Source organism: Variimorphobacter saccharofermentans (genome assembly GCF_014174405.1).
GTDB classification, from domain to species: Bacteria; Bacillota; Clostridia; order Lachnospirales; family Lachnospiraceae; genus Mobilitalea; species Mobilitalea saccharofermentans.
Genome location: NZ_JACEGA010000001.1, coordinates 2,618,117 through 2,636,225 on the forward strand (window position 1 = coordinate 2,618,117; position 18,109 = coordinate 2,636,225).

The following is an 18,109-nucleotide window of genomic DNA, read 5'->3' on the forward strand; positions in this document are numbered from 1 at the left end:
TAATTATTAAATAGATCTTCGAGGCTTCGTATCTTGCGAAGCCTCTAGATCAGGAAGCATTGGCATATTAAATTGAAAGGAGGAAATGGTTTGGAGGGTTTATTTTCTATATCTGGATGGGAAAAAGTATGGACATTCCGTTCCACCTTTCTGCTAGGATTGCTTAATAGTGGTAGAATGGCATTGTTCGCTTTACTGTTATCACTAGTGCTAGGGATCATCTTCGGGTTAATGGCTACCAGTAGCAAAAAATACTTAAGGGGAATAAGCCGTATTTATGTGGAATTAATACAGAATACACCGCTAGTTCTTCAGTTATGTTTCTTATATTACGCCCTTGCTTTTTCAGGAAATAGCTTGGGAATTATCACTACCGGAACCATTTCTCTCGGTATCTATCACGGTGCTTATTTGTCTGAGGTAGTACGGGCTGGAATTAGCTCTATCCCTAAGGGACAGTTCGAGGCTGCTGATTCGCAAGGGTTCAACTACATTGGAAAGATGTTTTACATCATTTTGCCACAAAGTATTAAGATCATCCTTCCTCCCATGGCTAATCAGGTGGTCAATTTGATAAAGAATACATCCTGTCTTTACATCATCGGAGGAGCCGATCTTATCTCTGTAACCTACAGCTTTGTAACAGGCGCCTCAACCGGTGGAGCATATGCACCTGCATATCTGATAAGTGGACTTCTGTTCTTTATTGTTTGTTTTCCGCTATCAACCCTTGCAAGTACATGGGAGAATTCTCTGAAGAAGCGAGAGTCAAGGACGGTTGAAACACAAAGCACTTTGTCGGAAAGGATGGTGGCTAAGTAATGAATACATTGGGTAATAGTTTGTCCATGCTAAAAAATCCGACGGTTCTTACCTATTTATTATCAGGAATTGCCTATACCTTGATTATTTCCGTTGTCGCTGTCGGTATTGGTCTGCTTTTAGGCTCCATTCTTGCACTTGTCAGGAATTACTGTACCAGTAAGCGCAGCAAAATATTCAAATGGTTAGCAACAGCTTATATTGAGATTTTCAGAAATACACCCCTTTTGTTGTGGATATTTATCTGCCTGGTATTCTTACCGGTGCCGGAATTTTTATCTAGGAAAATGTTCGGACTGACTTCGGTAGAGGTAAAATTGCTATTTAAAGGCTCCATGACTCTTATATTATTCACATCTTCCGTTATTGCCGAGATTGTACGAGGTGGTTTGAACTCCGTGGCCCATGGACAATTTGAAGCCGGACACTCTCAGGGCTTTAGTACAGTACAGATAATGATTTACATAGTACTACCACAGGCTTACAGAAATATCGTTCCCACCTTACTCAGTCAGATTATCACAACGATTAAAGACTCTTCCTATCTGGCCAATATCGCAGTAATCGAATTAATGAGCAGGGTTAAAACATTGCTGAGTTCCGCTAACAGATACAACGGCACCGGTTCCATCAATGTTTCAGATGTCTTTGTTCTATTTGGCTTTGCTGCGATCATTTATTTCATCATTAACTTTCTATTGTCCTCTCTGGTCAGATATATACAAAAGCATCCTCGAATTCCAAAGACTACAACCCGTACGTCCTAGGAATGTTCGCTTTATTAATATAAGACCGTCAATGCCTTAACTATAAGCAGATAAACTGCGCAAAGGAGGTTTACCCTATGGATAACTATGTTGTTACAATATCAAGACAATTCGCTAGCTTTGGACGATCAATCGCACAGAAGTTGTCTCAGGAGCTTTCTGTGGAGTTCTATGACAGAGATATCGTAGAAGCCACAGCAAAAAGGATGGGTCAGCCAATACCAGTCATCAGCAATGAGGAAGAAAACATACATCCTGCTTTCTTTAGGCGAAAATATCCTTTGGGCATGGGTGTAGCCAATATTCAGGATGAAATATTTAGTGTTCAGTCAAATATCATCCGGGATATAGCCCATAGAGAGTCCTGCATTATCGTAGGAAGGTGTGCCGGCTATGTATTAAGAGAGCATCCCCGAATCTTAAATGTATTTATATATTCACCCTATGAGTACAGGCTTAAGAATTGTATTGAAGCCTTGCAAATGGATATAAAGGTAGCAAGAAAAATGATCAAGGAGGTTGACAAAGCCAGAGAAAACTACCGCCACCGTTATTGTCCTAATGTGAAAAATGCATACGATGGCTATGATTTAATGATTGACAGTAGCCAGTTTGGCATTGACAAAAGCGCGAAGATCCTGGCGGATATCGTCAGAGGCCATCTTTCTACTTTCTAACCTTTACAGCCAGAGCATGTGCCATTAAACTTTCTGATTCCGCTAATTCAATAATAAGATTGGTATTGGATTTTAAGGCCTTTTCTGTATAACGAATGACGCTATAACCTCTCATAAATTCTTGTACTGACATACCAGATGAAAATCTTGCCGTACCACAAGTTGGGAGTATATGATTTGTTCCGCAGAAGTAGTCTCCGACTGGTTCCGTACTGTATTCGCCAACAAATACAGCACCAGCATTCGTTATTAAGCTTACAACTTCATCATTATTTTCTAAAAGTAATTCAACATGTTCAGGTGCAATTTTATTAACAGCATCTACCGCATCTTGAATTCTGTCAACAACAAATATATCACCATAATTGGTAAATGATTTTTGTGTTGCTGTAACAAGATTATTTTCCTCAGCTAAACGGATAATCTCTTCTTTAATACGTAATGCTTTTTCATTTGATAGACAAAAAGTGGTGCTGGCTTCGAAACCTGTTCCGTGTTCCGCCTGAGACATCATGTCAGCAGCGATAAAAGTAGGATTTGCTTTTTCATCAGCGATAATTGCAATTTCAGAAGGACCGGCAATGGAATCAATTTTCACCTCTCCAAATAGCATTTTTTTAGCCATTTGTGTGTAATTATTACCGGGACCTGTAATTGCATCAACTTTTTTTATCGTATTTGTTCCATATGCAACAGCAGCAATCCCTTGAGAACCTGAGATCTTGTAATAGTTCTTCACATTTAGATAATCTGCTACATATAGTAAATGTTCATCAATCGTACCATCCAATCTAGGTTTCGTAAGTATATAAATATTAGGTACTCCGGCTACTATGGCTGGAATCAAATTCATACACATGGAAGAAATAAGAGGTGCCTTATCTCCAGGTACTGTAACTGCCACACTATTAAGAGGTGTATATTTTCTTTCAAGGATTACACCATCCTCATATGTTTCACAATAGCCCTTTGGTAATTGTCTTTTATGATATTTAAATATGTTATCACATGCTGCCCTTACAGCTTCTTTAAACTTATCAGATACCTTATCTCTTGCATTCGCAAATTCTTCCTCTGATACAAATAAGCCTATTTCATTCATGTCAACATGATCAAATTTCTTCATATAAGCATATAAGGCTTCATCTCCGTTGTTTTTAACATTTTTCAGTACTTCCTTAACAGTAATTTCAACTTCTTCCGGAATACTACTACTTCTTCTAAGTAGATTAATGAATCTTGGATTTTCATAGCTAAACTTACTAATAGTAACCACTATTTTATCTCTCCTTTCTGATTAAGAACAATGAGACTGGCAAGCCGGACTCTCGCGCCGAGCGCGGCCAGCTTGTTGGCAAAATACCATGCGCGCGAGTACGCATCCTGCCCTGAGGGATTTTTTATCGTATAGAAAATTCTGAGAAATTTCCTATACGATAAAAAAAGCTTGTCAGGGATATTTTCCCTAACAAGCGTGGATCAGGCATTTCGCCTCATATCGATTATAATTATATCCATTCGGTCAGATTTGTCAAGAATAAATTATGTATTATCCTGTTCAAAATGATGGAATGTTTTATAACATTCTCCATTTTCTAGGGTAGTATGTATAATTAGATTATGACTTTCATCAGTATGTGATGTAGACAGCCATCGATCCGTCCGGTATGTGTACAACTCTATTCCTCATCAAATGTTAGTTTTGATAACCATATTCTCTTTCCATTTTCCTGAAATATAATAAATCAGTAGAATCAAACCTGATGCTAAGCTGGCGATAGGTGCTGCAAGCCCCAATCCCCACAATCCTTTTTGCATAACTAATCCAAAAATGATCGCTATCGGGACACGGAAACCAATAGATGACAGTACTCCGCATATTGATGATATAATGGTATGTCCTGAACCAGTTACAAGGCCATTCAAGCAAAATGTCGCAGGTACAATCAGGTAATCGATAGAAAAAGTCCTGATATACTCTACCCCGGCCAAGATTGTATTGGGGTCATCATCAAAAACAGATAATATTTGCTCAGGGAAAATCTGTGTAATAATAAATACTACAAAAGTAATTGAAAAAGCAAGTGCAAAACCGGTATGGAATGTCTTTTTAGCACGATCAATTGCTCCTGCACCCATATTCTGTGCAACCATTGCAGATACTGAAGAACCAACTGCAATAGCCGGTAATATTGCAAACCCGTTATATTTACCAACAATACCAACAGCTGCAGATGCATTTACACCCATACTATTTGCGATGGTGGTAAGTACGAGAAATGAAAAGTTTACGATCACATTCTGGATTGAGATCGGTATCCCCACCTGCATAATCGTAATAAAATATTTTTTTACAAATCTAAATGATCTAAGTTTAAAGTCAAATACAAAATCACTTCTAATTAAAGTAATAATACAAAGGATCATGCTTATCGCCTGCGAAATAACAGTTGCAATCGCTGCTCCCTTTGCTGCCATGCCATATACTCCAACAAGTAACAGATCCAATACGACATTCGTAGTACATGCTATGGATACAAAAATAAATGGTCTCTTACTATCACCAAATCCCCTCAGAATAGCAGAAAATGCATTATATCCAAATATAAAAACCGTACCCAGCATTGTAATATCTAGATAATCTCTCGCCTGTTGATAGGATTCTTCCGGTGTTTGCAAAAGCCAAAGTACGTTATCTGAAACCATTAACATTATAATGGTAATTGCAATACCGACAACAAGAAGAAATGTGAGTAGTGTACCAATTGTTTCTTTCACGCTTTTTCTATCTCCAGATCCGAGATACTGTCCAATAATAACAGTACCGCCAACCGTCAGTCCTACAATCAAATTTGTTAAGATAAATGTAACCTGTCCGCCTATATTCACCCCTGAAATAGCAGCCGTTCCCGAATAATAACCAACTATCAACATGTCTGCTACATTGTAAAGACTTTGTATCAGATTAGATAGCATAAACGGCAATGCGAACTGTAATAGAAGTTTAACAACATTCCCCTCGGTAAGGTTCTTTTCAATTGATCCATTTCTCATATGCTTCAACCAGTCCTCTCCTAATGTGTCACTAAGATAGATATATTTTGCTTAGATTGTCTCATAAATAAGCCCGCTTACTCATTATACATAAATATCTTTATATAAAGCAACTAAAAATAATAGATTATTACATCATTCTCTCTTGACACTTGGCAGAAAACCACCAAAAGCATAGGTGAAATCTTAAATGTTGATTAATATCAGCTTACCATAGAAGTGATTCCAGTATTTTTTTCAATTCATTCGTATTCCGAGTGAAATAATCAGGTGCTGTTTTCCAAGAAGCATAAAGTTCGCCATGAATTCCTAAATAATCTGTCGTAATGCAGATTACCTTATTCCCGGTTGCAGCCTCACCATTTTTTCCAAAGGTCACATCATCACTGTGATCACCTATATAAATGTAGGTACCTGCTTTATTATCTGGATTCAACGCTTCAGCACACTTGATAAATCCATAGGGGTGAGGTTTTTGCATATTCCCTGGTACATCCGCATATCCAATAACATGGCTGAAATAATCTGCCACGCCATAATAAGACAGCGTATCCCAAATACTTTCCGATGCATTTTGAGAGCAGATACCCATTGGGATTCCTTTCAGCATGGGAAATAACTCTATTAGACCGGGGAACATATCTGGAATTGTTTTATTCCTTTGCTGTTCCGGTGTCCAGAGTTGCCCCGCCTCGTCGAGTTTATCGGATGGTATACCATAACAATTCGTATAAAGTTCCCGCCAATTTCGATACCGATGATTTGCCTCCTGATATGCATCATAGCTTTGTAGTACCGGAGGAATATGAGCCTCGATATCTGGATCAAAATGTCGTAATACTTCGATGGTAACATTCATATTTTTCCTCGCACTGTCTACAAGTGTTCCATCATAATCCCATAAAATAGCAATTATCCGATTTTCATCTGATGTCATCTTCTGCATTGATTCATCCTCATAGTCTTAGTTTATATAATTAACGTTAAATCAATTATATCATATGCTTACTGATCAACAAGTTATTGCTAATGTATCACGTATTCTTTTAATCTATTTCTTAACCTTTATCTTCTAAAAATGGAGAGTACATCATGATTGCAGAGTTTTTGACAATTAATCGTTCATCAATCATATTTCCATTGATGTCATATTTCTGCTGATATAATTCATTATTCCTGCTAAATCCACCCCAATACTCACCTTTGATTATATGATTTTTTTCAACAACTTTATATGAGTACTCCGGTCTGGATGTCACCAGCCATTCTCCCTCCAGATACTCTTCACCTACGGATACAAGAAGTTGGTATGTGTCCTGTGTATTGTTTTGAATCATCAGATCGCCATATGGATAAAAGCAAGTGGCTCCGCTCCCGAAAGGTTGAGTTCTGTTCGAATCAGGAAATACATCATATGTATGTCTATGGCGTTCAATAACAGTTAGTGGCGTATGCAGTGTCATCCAAAAAATCAAATTGGATAACTGACACAAACCGCCACCTGTCCCTGTACATATAGCTCCGTTTTCTAATATCATTCCTTTTACATATCCTTTTCTCTTCGATGGCTTTCCAATCAATTTCCAATAGCTAAAAACCTCTCCTGGGCGTATTATAATGCCATTAAGTTTCTTCACCGCTAATTTCAAATTAATTATTTTGTTATACTGCAACCACATATCAACATTCTTCAATTTACGAAGCAGAATTGATTTATGTGAAAAGTATGAAAAGGGCAATTTCTCTTGTTTATAGGTCGATGCAAATCGCTTTTTCATTCTGATCCATAAAATTCTGCGTAACGTTCCATAATATATTCTGCCAAGCCTTAATCTTAAATGGGAACGCTTAATTGGTTTTTCAGCTTCAGACATATCACTTACCCCTTTTTATAGATTTTAACCTATATAATCTATATTCCTTTTTCTGTTCATCATTAGTTTCCTGATACGAAGTTATCACTTAAAAAGGAAGGATATAGTAAGGGATTCTTTTACACTCTATAAACCCCAGTTTTTGTGCAAGCCTTCTAGATCCGATATTCCCAGAATTACAGGACCAGATGGGTTCATACCCTTTCTCCAGGCAATAATCAATTAATCTAGAGCATACCCTTTCTGCGAAACCAAAACCACGGTAAGCTTCGGCTGTCTCGATTCCTATTTCAAGCTTCTGATCGATGACAAATGATGCAAAGGCGGTAGAAGCCGGAAGATTATCCTGAAATAAAGTAAAGCCTATTCCATTCTTATTAAAATCAGAGTAATTATTCCAAAAAGCTTTCGGTACAACGCTACCATTTAACTGCTCAAACACATCTTTTGAAGTAGATTCAATTTTGAGTTTTTTGTCTGGAAGAGCTTTTTTGAATGCATCATAATTCTTTTTATCGAAAGTGAAATTGATTCTTTGATATTCCAGAACCTGATGCGCTTCCTCCATAGTAGGTTTGCGATACACTTCCTCAGGATGTTTTTTCTGTAAATAATCGCCCAATAAAGTTTGCAGGCTCCGGTGTTTATGTAAGTAATGGAGTTCATGCAATGAAACATACGGATCAAATGATAGACAGCCGTGTTTCCTCGCTCTCCAACGATGTAATAACACAGGACATTATTGATTTTGACAGTGGAATACCGGCAATTGATCTGTTCCCTAGAGGAAAATGGAATAGAGTTGTCACGCAGGCATTTAATGAAGCTCCCATATCTGCTCTGGGATATGATTATCCGGAAGGCAGATTAGAGCTTCGGAATACGCTTGTTGATTATCTGAAGAAAGCCAGAGGGATTCAATGCAAGCCGGAACAGATTATAGTAACAACGGGAGCCAAACAGGGAATCTCACTTCTTGCAAAGTGCTTACTTGACCAGAATAGTACCGTATGGATTGAAGATCCTTCGAATCATAATGTGGAACAGATATTTTCCTATCATACCAAGCACATTACGCCAATCGCTGTAGACGAAGAAGGGATTCAGACAGATTTATTTCCAGTAAATAGTGTTCCGACCGTCATTTTTGTTACACCCTCCCATCAGTTCCCTATGGGAGGGATCCTGTCAATACAAAGAAGACTTAAGCTGGCTGAATTTGCACGAAGAACAGGATGCTATATTATAGAGGACGACTATGACAGTGAATTTCGATTTAATGGTCCACCGATCAATTCGTTACACGAACTGAACAGTGAGCAGGTAATCTATGTAGGTACCTTCAGTAAAATTCTTTTTCCCTCTCTGCGTCTGGGGTACCTGGTCATGCCATTTTCTCTAGTGGAACAGTGCAAAGAATGGAAACGACTTGCAGATCATCATTCTAATTCCATAAATCAGCTGGCATTGACACGGTTCATTGAAAATGGTGATTTGGAACGTTACATAATGAAGGCAAAAAAGCTGTATATCAAGCGTAGAAATCTCTTGATTTCATTACTTAACAAGCACTTCCCTGGAAAGGTTAAAATCCATGGAGCGCCTGTCGGTATGCATATCGTCGCGGAATTTGATTCTGTTCTATTTTCAAAGGAATTGATCCATCGTATGAAAGAAGATGGTATCAACGTGATACCGGTAGAAAAGCATGCTATTGAAAAAGGGAAGCATACTAATCAGATTATATTAGGCTATGCACATCTAAGTCCCTCAATGCTTGAACAGGGAATTATAAAAATGAAAGCCATAATAAGTGACCTGTCATAAAGAGGACAGGTCACTGTAAATATTAACATGATAGCAATTTAACCTTTTTGATTTCCAGCCATACCCCAATTTTCGAACGGTGGTTCATTAATTACTATAAAAATATCGGTATTGCAGATAAACCATATGATTCACTTATAAGGCCTTAGAATTACTGCATTCAAATTTACTTTACTTATAGTAATAATACCAATTTCCATTATACATTTTTTCACATTCTTCCTGCGATGCAAAATAGCAATCATTTATTGCGTCTATAGGATATCCATTTACTTCCATTCGTTGCATATGATATTGATTAATTGTTTTGGTCAGACCACTATTTTCTGCTTCTTTTAAATCATCATTTTTATGAAAAATATATGAAACGAAGTAATTATCCGCTTCAATATAAGCTCCAAAATCTAAAGATGAATATAACTGTGGAAATTTACTTACCACCTCTTTCCTTGTTTTTTCAACTATCTTCTCCCAGTTTATATTTTTATTTTTCATATATTGCTCCAATCTTTCCCCTTTGGAATTATATCAACATATGATTCCATGCACTTCCAAGATGTTCTAACAATTTATCTTGTCATATATTATTATAGATGTTTCTCTTTCGTTCAGTTATGACTACTCCCTTCTTTGCAGGCTTCAACATCATTTACTAATCTTTGAAGAAGCTCTATCCCTTTACTTGTGCAATCTACATCAGTTGATATTAAGGAAATAACCTTATCGATTCTTTCTTTATAATTGTTTGGCTTGATCATAAAGTCTTCAATCATCTTAACAGCCTTTTTTTCATTTATACAGTATTCTTTATTTATTGCAAACAAGACTTGATTAAGGGAATATATGCTTCGAAAACAATGTCCACAAACATAGGATACATAACAATTCTGATCTGTAATAGATGCCGATATCGATATCCGAAGACTCCATGTGAGTACCCCTTGCTCGTGAACCTCCTAATACAATGCCCTCTATACAAGGCATAGAGGATAATTACTTTGTTACTAATTGAATAATTTTATCTATCATATTTTACGGTTGCCCTTCCTTTACTATCATGCCATTAAATAACTTTAGTTAATAATTTCGCCTTTGTTTTTCGCTAACTTTTCACGCCATTCTCCTTGCTTATCAGTTGTCAATTTTGCCCACTCTGTTACTTCTCCAATAATTCTTAAAGGTTCCTTCGAGCGATATGAACGTGTTAAGTTGCCAGGAAACTTTTTATCCGTTACATTAGGGTCGTCTTCAAAATCACCTGTTGGTTCTACTTTATAAATACGTTCTCTTCCTTCTCCTTTTGCTAATGATGCTGCAAGACATGCAACATTTATATTGGCTGTGAAATAAATGTGGTTCATTTTAAGTTCAGATTTGAAGTTAGATGTACCACCTGCTGTCAGCAAATCACCTACTCTTAAGTCTGCCTTTGTCCCATGATAAAATGGCCCAATATCAGAAGGTGCACCCTTAGCTGAACTTGATAACTCATAATTTCTTTTTGCATTCTCAGAATCACCTAACTCCTCATAGCATTTTGGTGGTAGACTAAAAATGGTACAAGTTGAAAGTGGACTAGATCCTAAATAGTAGTTATAATAAATACTATAAGAGATGGAGGAGTTATCATGAGTAAACAGTTTGACAAAAAATTTAAAGAGGATGCCGTCCGATATTACTTTGATCATAAAGATTTAGGTCTCAAAGGATGTTCAGATAAGTTGGGGGTTAGCCGTACAGCACTTAGCGTATGGGTTAAAGAAGCAAAAGAAAACAATGGTGAAGTACCAACTAGGGGTTCAGGCAATTATGAAAGCGATGAAGCCAAGGAAAACGCGAGGCTACGCAGAGAGTTAAGAGATACACAGGATGCATTAGAAATATTAAAAAAAGCGATCGGCATCCTGGGAAACTGACAGAAGCTCTCTTCATTGCAACATCCGAAATGGAAGATAAATTGAACGATGAAGGCGAACGCCGGCTGAATGTCAGCGGGGTGCTTAGAGTATTAGGCGTTTCAAGAAATGGCTACTATTCATATAGAAAAAGACTTCCTTCTGATAGACAAAAACGCAAGGAAGCGATTATGGAAAAAATAATGGCAATATACAACGAATCTCATCAGAATTATGGAGCTCCAAAAATCACAAAGGTACTGCAAAGTGAGGGAGAAAAAATCAGTGAGAAGACAGTCGGAAACTATATGCATGAGCTAGGAATTAGAGCTCAATATGTTAAACCGTATACTGTTACAACGATAGATTCAGACTTTAGCTTAGAACTAAAAAATATATTGGATGAGGAATTTAACCCAAGTGAGCCAAATGCTGTTTGGTGTTCAGATATAACTTACATTTGGACCTATGAAGGATTTGTATATTTAACAAGTATTATGGACTTGTTTTCCCGTAAAATCATAGCATGGGAGCTTAGTACAACCCTAGAAGCTAAATGGGTTGTAGAAACGATTAATAGAGCGAAGAAAGCAAGAAGAATAGATAAGCCATTGGTCATGCACAGTGACAGGGGCATACAATATACCTGTAGTGCATATAAGGAGGCAACAGAAGGACTTATAAACAGTTATTCAAAGAAAGCTTTTCCATGGGACAATGCATGTATAGAATCATTCCATGCATTAATTAAGAGGGAGTGGATAAACAGATTTAAAATATTAGATTATAATCACGCATATCGCCTTGTATTTGAATACATAGAGGCATTTTATAACACTGTCAGGATTCATAGTCATTGTGGATATTTATCACCAAATCAATATGAGGTAAATTACGCAAAGCAACTGGTAAAATTATACAGGAAGGTAAGCTAAATAATAATAAATTTTCCCGATTTAACTTGTACTTTTTCTTGACATAGTACCATTTGGCTATATTTAAGTATAAGGTTGAATATGCACTTCTAACATTATCATCATTTATCTTTACAGCACACTGTAGAGATGTCTCCATCCATTTTAGTTTGTCTCTCGTATTTTTTTGTTGTCGAGCGATATGATAAGCTGCGATAAATCTCTCATAATCATCCGTTGCTTCACGCCATGCTTTATGAAACATAGTGATTGCATCCTCACTGTTTCCACTGTCCTCTAGTCCCAACCCACTCATACAGAGTTTAATAATAGCGTTGTTTGGATCAAATTTTATATTCATTGAATCTTACCTCCGAGTTAATTACTTAATACCTCAATCTCGCAAACCATCATTATATCTCTGGTTTAATTTCCTCAATCGCTCTATCCAGAAAAATTTCTCCGTCTAAGTGTTCTAATTCGTGGCAAAAACACTTAGCCATTTCATCTTCACCTGTCACAATAATTTCATCCCCATATTCATTTAAGGCTTGAACTGTTACTTTTTGAGGACGTATCGTTTTTGCAAAACGGTTAGGAAAACTAATACATCCCTCAATACATTCTTGAGCTCCGCTATATCCGATTATTTGCGGGTTGACCAATTTAAGAGTATATCCACAATAATCTATTACGACTAATCGTTTCAAAATACCTATTTGATTTGCTGCCAATGCGGCACCATTTACTGTATGATGAAGTGTATCCATCATATCATCAAGAATTTGTCTTGTTTTATGATCAATCTGGGTTACTTCTTTACATTTCCTACGTAAAATACTGTCATTGTTATATCGAATGTTCCTTATTGCCATTAGTATTCCTCCTGCTACTATCTGCACGCGTTTTTCTAGGACTCTTTTTAAACAAAAACACTTCTTCAATAGGGCAACCAAACACTTGTGAAATATCGTAAGCAAGCCAAATAGAGGGTTCAAATTTTTCTGTCTCAATGGCATTAATTGCCTGTCTCGAAGTACCTACCATTTCTCCTAACTGCTCTTGGGTCAATCCTTTTTGCTCTCTTAATTCTCTAACTCGATTTTTCATTGACAACTCCTTTTGTAAAGTTAACTTTACTATAAGTATACATGGCATCCTTTGTAATGTCAACCTTACAAGCAAAATATAAGAGGCAGTAATTCTGTAAAAGAACTGAGTCCGTGTGCTATATGAATTTACCTTGTCACCGTTTATCAAACCAATTTCCATCAATACTTGATATGACATAACTTCTTTTCCGTTATATTTCTTTGCGTTTACAACAGAGACGGCATAGCCCACCCCTGCAGTCTCGGCATCGGTTGTAAACTCTTCAAGAGATGCTGTGAATAGGGGTAAAAATAAGGTTTCCATCTATCGGTTATATTTACCGAAAGTCTGGAAACCTTTAATTTCAAACCCACCATATTAAATTTTAATATTAATCATTATTGTTTATGGCTTGTACCAATTTAATCACATACTTCTCATCTATTTCACAATTAATTCCAGCACATACCATCTTATAAAATTCACCTGCTCTGCCACTTAACATATTCTTAAATAAGGTATTAGATTGATATTCTGGTAATATTAATTTTAATATTCGATTCATTTCATTTAAAATGTCAGTTGGTATTATACTGTATGTTTTAATAAACCCTTTAATTGTTGTAATATATTCAAGAATAAAATTATTTTCGTATCTTTCCTTATAATCATGAAAAATACCTCTATTCTTTAACTCCTCCATTAAAATAACATTCACATCAAAATAGCCTAAACGATCAATCCAATTTTTTGTTGATAATGAAGCAGCATTAGGATGGACTAGATGGTGATATAAATATTCTTTCAAATAATATACTTTTGACACATAATGCTTTACTAATTCACTAAAGAATATATCATCGTAAATATATCCCTCAGGGAAAAATATATTATTCTCTTGAATCAATTTTCTGCTATAAATTTTGTTCCATATTGCACGGTTTATATCATAATCCAGAAATTTTTTCTTGCAATCTGGATTGGATAAATCAAAAAGTGTATCCTCATTCTCAAAACGGCCCATTGATATATTTTTTTTCACTCTTTTTTCATACCTCTTTGAGCCACACACTACCATATCACATCCATAATTAATTGCCTTATCATATAATTTGGCAAACATATCTAGTTCAATAATATCATCATCATCCATAAAACCTATATATTCACCTGTTGAATAACTCAATCCTATGTTTCTTGCCGCACCTTGCTTCTTATTTTCTGTACAATTAATTACCATAATTGACTGGGGATACTTTTTTTCCCATAAACAAAGATTTTCATATGTTTTGTCTGTAGATGCATCATTGACAAATATTAATTCTAAATTTTCAATACCAATAGACTGATTAACCAAACAACTCACACTGCTATCCAAATAATTAACTGCATTATAACATGGAATAATCACACTTATTTTCTTCATTCTTCCTCCAAACTATTGCTTGAACTACTTGATATTATATCATATTTGTCAAGCATATAAGGTGCAGTTCATCTTTCTTATAGTTAGTTTTATGGATAATCATATATAAATTAATGTGAAATTAAGCTGGTTAATTGATGCTGAGTCCGCATTATTTACTTATATATCAATGTCACCGAACATTCTCAATATATTAGGGATTATATCTATCACATCGATAGATTAAAAAGGCTGTAACTCAAGCGAATGAGTAGAGGGTAGACCCAGCAGCATTTGACTATTTTGCCTTTATTGGTACTAGCAAACTTCTCAAGCGGTTTTCCTGCATTATCTTCGGGATTTTCTCCAAAATAGTGACTTGCCGCAACGGCGCATGGTATTTCGACATTAATACCGTTGTTTTATGTAATACCTGTTCCGTTTAACTCTGTTAATCCCCTCTTCTGAATAAAAGCGAACCTTCTCCTCATACATTCTCTGTTCCGCTGTTCTTACCAATCAATCCATATCATCAAAATCTGTCGCAAAAGCAACGCCAATCGAAATCTGGTAGCCTTGCTGATGGATATCCTCTTTTATTCGATTCACCCTTTTCTCCACTTCCTTTTCATCAACATCTTTTGCAAAAGCTACAAATTCATCTCCGCCAATTCTGAAGGTATCCTCAGATCCAAAGTTATCCTTTATTACCTCGGCAATTGATCGTAGCATTTTGTCCCCGGCAGCATGTCCAAGATAATCATTCAGTTCGTGCAATCCGTTCGCATCAATATAGATACAAGAAATTGACTTCTTGCAGGCATTCATGTATGCAGGAAGATTTGTTTCATAACTATTCCTATTAAGCAACCCTGTAAGACTATCGTATACACTCATATGTATGATTTGAATTTGATTTCTGAGGTTTTCTATACTGTTTTTCGTAACTGTATACATAATAGCCCCATATGCGGATAGAATTAATAGCTGAGGCAAAATCATATAAAGAACCATCTCACCTAAATCATGTCCGAGATCGGGCGACTCTATAGGAGTGACTCTAATCAATACAGAACATAAGATTTCAATATATCCGGTTAAAAACTTTAAGTTCCAAGCCCCTAAAAAATAAGCCAATATCGGAGAGATGATGCAACAAAAAACAGAGCTACAGAAAGCCATCCAATAAATTCGATACGATCGATATTGGGAAGCAAGCAACATCGGAAGGATATATAGAAGTGTGGCATGGGTATTTAATACAACTGTAGTAATCAAGGTCAAGAGCATGATCAGTACCATGATTACAAACTTGCTTGCAGGATGCGACAACATTTTTTCCTTACGAATAATAACCTGTGGAATACTAATAAGAAGAATTGAAATCAGAAAACAGATCCTCATCGTGGTCTTATCCACTTCAAAAATATTCATTTCATTGAGAATATAAGCTAGTATAAGGGCTGCACCCATAACTAGCATCGCTGATGGGGCTGTCGCACTAAGTAATTAGTGCGTAGCTCCTTTTTCAAATAAAATAAATCCCAAACTTCGAAAAGTAAGGGATTTATGGTAAAATATTAGTATGCTAATACAAAATAATTTACATAAAAATTATACTTCATTTCAGAGTGGATATCAATTAAAACTTCCACTAAATCTCGAATGTATAATCTCAGAAAATGATTCCGTTCGATTACTAAGTCAGTTTGTGGAGGAAATGGATTTGACTGACTTATATTCTACTTACGAAAGAGTAAGAGAAAATTCTGTATCGCCTAGAACACTTCTAAAGATTGTACTTTATTCTTACATGAATGGTGATTACTCTTCACGCTCCATGGAGCTTAATTGTAAGAGGGATATTAATTTCATGTTTCTATTAGAAGGTGCAAATGCTCCTGACCATGCAACTTTTGCAAGATTTCGAAGTATTCATTTTGCACCCTGTTCAAAGCGTATCTTTGCTGAAATGTCTAACCGCCTTTATAATCTAGGTGAAATATCAGGTGAGACTATTTTTATCGATGGTACAAAGATAGAAGCAAGTTCCAATAAATATACATTTGTATGGAAAAAAGCTGTTTCAAAAAATCAGGCAAAGCTACTTCTAAAACTGGCGGATTTGATAGCTGATTGCGAGCAACTGTATGATATAAAAATAGTTTATGGAAATACTGTAAAAATGAAGCACGTTAAGAAGCTGCGCAAGAATCTTTACACATTAAAAGAACGTGAGAACCTTGTCTTTGTTCATGGAATCGGCAAGAGAAAGTCCCCGCTTCAAAAAAGCATTGAAGCATTGGAGGAGTATCTGGCAAAGTTAAAAGAATACAATCAAAAGATATATATTTGTGGTGAAAGAAATAGTTATTCTAAGACAGACCATGATGCTACCTTTATGAGAATGAAAGAAGATGCTATGAGAAATGGACAATTAAAACCTGCGTACAATCTGCAGCATGGAGTTGATTCTGAATATATCACTTGGCTTACCATTGGGCCACAGCCAACAGATACAACAACTCTTATTCCATTTTTAAAAGAGGCTGAGGAATACTTGAAATTTAAATATAAAAAAATCATAGCAGATGCTGGATATGAAAGTGAAGAAAACTACTTATTTATTGAAAGTAATGGACAAACTTCATTTATAAAACCTGCTAATTATGAAATATCCAAAACACGAAAGTATCAACAAGATATAGGAAGAATCGAAAATATGGATTATGATAAAGAAGAGGATGCTTATATTTGTCGTAATGGAAAAAAATTAAACGTTGAATATATCAAACACTCCAAATCAAAAACAGGATATATGAGCGAAAAAACAATTTATAAAAGTAGTGATTGTAGTGGATGTTCCTACAAAAACGATTGTATCAAAGGAAATAATTGCAAAACACCTTTTGAAGAACGAAATAAAGTTCTTCAAGTAGCAAAAAAGTTTATAAAACAAAGGCAAGAAGGTCTTGAGCGAATACTTTCAGAGGAAGGGATACTGCTAAGAATGAATCGTAGTATACAAGCAGAAGGTTCCTTTGGAGATTTAAAGCAAGACATGCAATTCAGACGTTATCTAAGTAAAGGCACATCAAATGTTCTGGCAGAAAGTGTGCTTCTTGCTATGGCGAGAAACATAAACAAACTACATAATAAGATTCAAAATGGAAAAACTGGAATGCATTTATTCCCAATTAAAAGTGCATAGATTTTAAAATGTCTAAATAAAATTTCAAGGCCTATTATTAGGTCTATTAAATTACATCATTTTTAAGAAACATAGATGGAACTAAGATGAAACAGATAATAAAAGGCTATTTTCAGGAAAAAGGAAGCTGTCGCTTCACGATTATTTAATCGTTAAAGCGACAGCCCCTTAACTTCCTTTTCTGTTATCAGCATTTTTTTCTCTCTATTCAACATGCCATAGCACCTTTCTTTACATTTATTCACGTGTTTTTTGATATATAACTTAAGCTTTAAACGTTTCTTCGTAAAATAAGATACTCGGTCATTTATCACCTCAAACGATAGGAATTTTAAACATCGATAAACATAATTTGAATACGTTATAAACGAACCTAGGTGCTGTTCATGATATAAAAATATGCTTTATAGCAAAAAAAATCGCCATTTGACAGCGATTTAGTACCATTTATATAGTGCAACTGGCTATCATTTTACAGACCCTATAGTTTTGCGTCCTTACTTTTCAGTAAGTTTGCCCAATATTTATTTATAGATATTATATACTATATATAGTTAATATTCAACTTGTA

At 35.8% G+C, this 18,109-nt stretch carries 19 protein-coding genes and 1 riboswitch; of the genes, 7 read left to right on the forward strand and 12 right to left on the reverse strand.

What is annotated here, in order from left to right; genetic code table 11:
* The first annotated feature begins 90 nt into the window (after positions 1-90).
* From H0486_RS11450 to H0486_RS11460, 3 genes are all read left to right on the forward strand, one after another.
* Entirely contained in the window at positions 91-822 is a 732-nt protein-coding gene (locus H0486_RS11450) for an amino acid ABC transporter permease (RefSeq protein ID WP_228353134.1), read from the forward strand.
* A complete protein-coding gene (locus tag H0486_RS11455; RefSeq protein WP_228353135.1) occupies positions 822-1,589 on the forward strand; it encodes an amino acid ABC transporter permease in 768 nt (255 codons plus the stop codon). Before H0486_RS11450 ends, H0486_RS11455 begins: the two co-directional genes overlap by 1 nt.
* Positions 1,590-1,666: 77 nt before the next feature.
* A complete protein-coding gene (locus H0486_RS11460; protein ID WP_228353136.1) occupies positions 1,667-2,266 on the forward strand; it encodes a cytidylate kinase-like family protein in 600 nt (199 codons plus the stop codon).
* Here the strand turns inward: H0486_RS11460 and hisD are convergent.
* The 5 genes from hisD to H0486_RS11485 form a co-directional block, all read right to left on the reverse strand.
* Positions 2,256-3,542 (reverse strand): histidinol dehydrogenase, encoded by a 1,287-nt coding sequence (hisD, locus tag H0486_RS11465; protein ID WP_228353137.1) that lies wholly within the window; start codon positions 3,540-3,542, stop codon positions 2,256-2,258. The two genes, H0486_RS11460 and hisD, sit on opposite strands and share 11 nt — an antisense overlap.
* Positions 3,543-3,955: 413 nt before the next feature.
* The gene (locus H0486_RS11470) at positions 3,956-5,320 is read right to left on the reverse strand and encodes an MATE family efflux transporter (protein WP_228354424.1); all 1,365 of its coding nucleotides are present in this window, start codon (positions 5,318-5,320) and stop codon (positions 3,956-3,958) included.
* A 208-nt stretch (positions 5,321-5,528) separates the two neighbouring features.
* Complete coding sequence (locus tag H0486_RS11475) at positions 5,529-6,266, reverse strand: HAD family hydrolase (RefSeq protein ID WP_228353138.1); 738 nt, start codon at positions 6,264-6,266, stop codon at positions 5,529-5,531.
* 112 nt (positions 6,267-6,378) lie between these two features.
* Positions 6,379-7,194, reverse strand: a complete 816-nt coding sequence (locus tag H0486_RS11480; RefSeq protein ID WP_228353139.1) for a VanW family protein — start codon at positions 7,192-7,194, stop codon at positions 6,379-6,381.
* A gap of 88 nt (positions 7,195-7,282) precedes the next feature.
* A complete protein-coding gene (locus H0486_RS11485) occupies positions 7,283-7,816 on the reverse strand; it encodes a GNAT family N-acetyltransferase (RefSeq protein WP_228353140.1) in 534 nt (177 codons plus the stop codon).
* On the opposite strand from H0486_RS11485, the gene pdxR reads away from it, so the two are divergent.
* Entirely contained in the window at positions 7,816-9,021 is a 1,206-nt protein-coding gene (gene pdxR, locus H0486_RS11490) for a MocR-like pyridoxine biosynthesis transcription factor PdxR (RefSeq protein WP_456300804.1), read from the forward strand. The two genes, H0486_RS11485 and pdxR, sit on opposite strands and share 1 nt — an antisense overlap.
* A gap of 171 nt (positions 9,022-9,192) precedes the next feature.
* Here the strand turns inward: pdxR and H0486_RS11495 are convergent, their stop codons facing one another.
* From H0486_RS11495 to arr, 3 genes are all read right to left on the reverse strand, one after another.
* Positions 9,193-9,516, reverse strand: a complete 324-nt coding sequence (locus tag H0486_RS11495; RefSeq protein WP_228353142.1) for a hypothetical protein — start codon at positions 9,514-9,516, stop codon at positions 9,193-9,195.
* Between the two features lie 336 nt (positions 9,517-9,852).
* On the reverse strand, positions 9,853-10,005 hold the full coding sequence (locus tag H0486_RS18870; RefSeq protein ID WP_456300800.1) for a nucleotidyltransferase domain-containing protein: 153 nt from the start codon (positions 10,003-10,005) through the stop codon (positions 9,853-9,855).
* An 89-nt stretch (positions 10,006-10,094) separates the two neighbouring features.
* Positions 10,095-10,475 (reverse strand): NAD(+)--rifampin ADP-ribosyltransferase, encoded by a 381-nt coding sequence (gene arr / locus H0486_RS18575; RefSeq protein ID WP_330594594.1) that lies wholly within the window; start codon positions 10,473-10,475, stop codon positions 10,095-10,097.
* A 174-nt stretch (positions 10,476-10,649) separates the two neighbouring features.
* Between arr and H0486_RS11510 the strand changes: the two genes are divergently transcribed.
* Positions 10,650-10,937 (forward strand): transposase, encoded by a 288-nt coding sequence (locus H0486_RS11510; RefSeq protein WP_228353144.1) that lies wholly within the window; start codon positions 10,650-10,652, stop codon positions 10,935-10,937.
* Positions 10,938-10,966: 29 nt separating this feature from the next.
* Positions 10,967-11,851: an IS3 family transposase gene (locus H0486_RS11515; RefSeq protein ID WP_228353145.1), complete on the forward strand. Its 885-nt coding sequence runs from the start codon at positions 10,967-10,969 to the stop codon at positions 11,849-11,851.
* Between the two features lie 392 nt (positions 11,852-12,243).
* Here H0486_RS11515 and def read toward each other — a convergent pair whose 3' ends face one another.
* The 4 genes from def to H0486_RS11535 form a co-directional block, all read right to left on the reverse strand.
* A complete protein-coding gene (gene def, locus H0486_RS11520; RefSeq protein ID WP_228353146.1) occupies positions 12,244-12,705 on the reverse strand; it encodes a peptide deformylase in 462 nt (153 codons plus the stop codon).
* Positions 12,680-12,940 carry a helix-turn-helix transcriptional regulator gene (locus tag H0486_RS11525; protein ID WP_228353147.1) on the reverse strand — a complete coding sequence of 87 codons (261 nt, stop codon included), beginning with the start codon at positions 12,938-12,940 and terminating at the stop codon, positions 12,680-12,682. The genes def and H0486_RS11525 overlap by 26 nt, the downstream gene beginning before the upstream one ends.
* 373 nt (positions 12,941-13,313) lie before the next feature.
* Positions 13,314-14,348, reverse strand: a complete 1,035-nt coding sequence (locus tag H0486_RS11530; protein WP_228353148.1) for a glycosyltransferase family 2 protein — start codon at positions 14,346-14,348, stop codon at positions 13,314-13,316.
* A gap of 498 nt (positions 14,349-14,846) precedes the next feature.
* Positions 14,847-15,800 carry a GGDEF domain-containing protein gene (locus H0486_RS11535; protein WP_228353149.1) on the reverse strand — a complete coding sequence of 318 codons (954 nt, stop codon included), beginning with the start codon at positions 15,798-15,800 and terminating at the stop codon, positions 14,847-14,849.
* Between the two features lie 112 nt (positions 15,801-15,912).
* On the opposite strand from H0486_RS11535, the gene H0486_RS11540 reads away from it, so the two are divergent.
* Positions 15,913-17,538 (forward strand): IS1182 family transposase, encoded by a 1,626-nt coding sequence (locus tag H0486_RS11540; protein ID WP_228353150.1) that lies wholly within the window; start codon positions 15,913-15,915, stop codon positions 17,536-17,538.
* Between the two features lie 452 nt (positions 17,539-17,990).
* Positions 17,991-18,066, reverse strand: a riboswitch (cyclic di-GMP riboswitch).
* Positions 18,067-18,109: the final 43 nt, after the last annotated feature.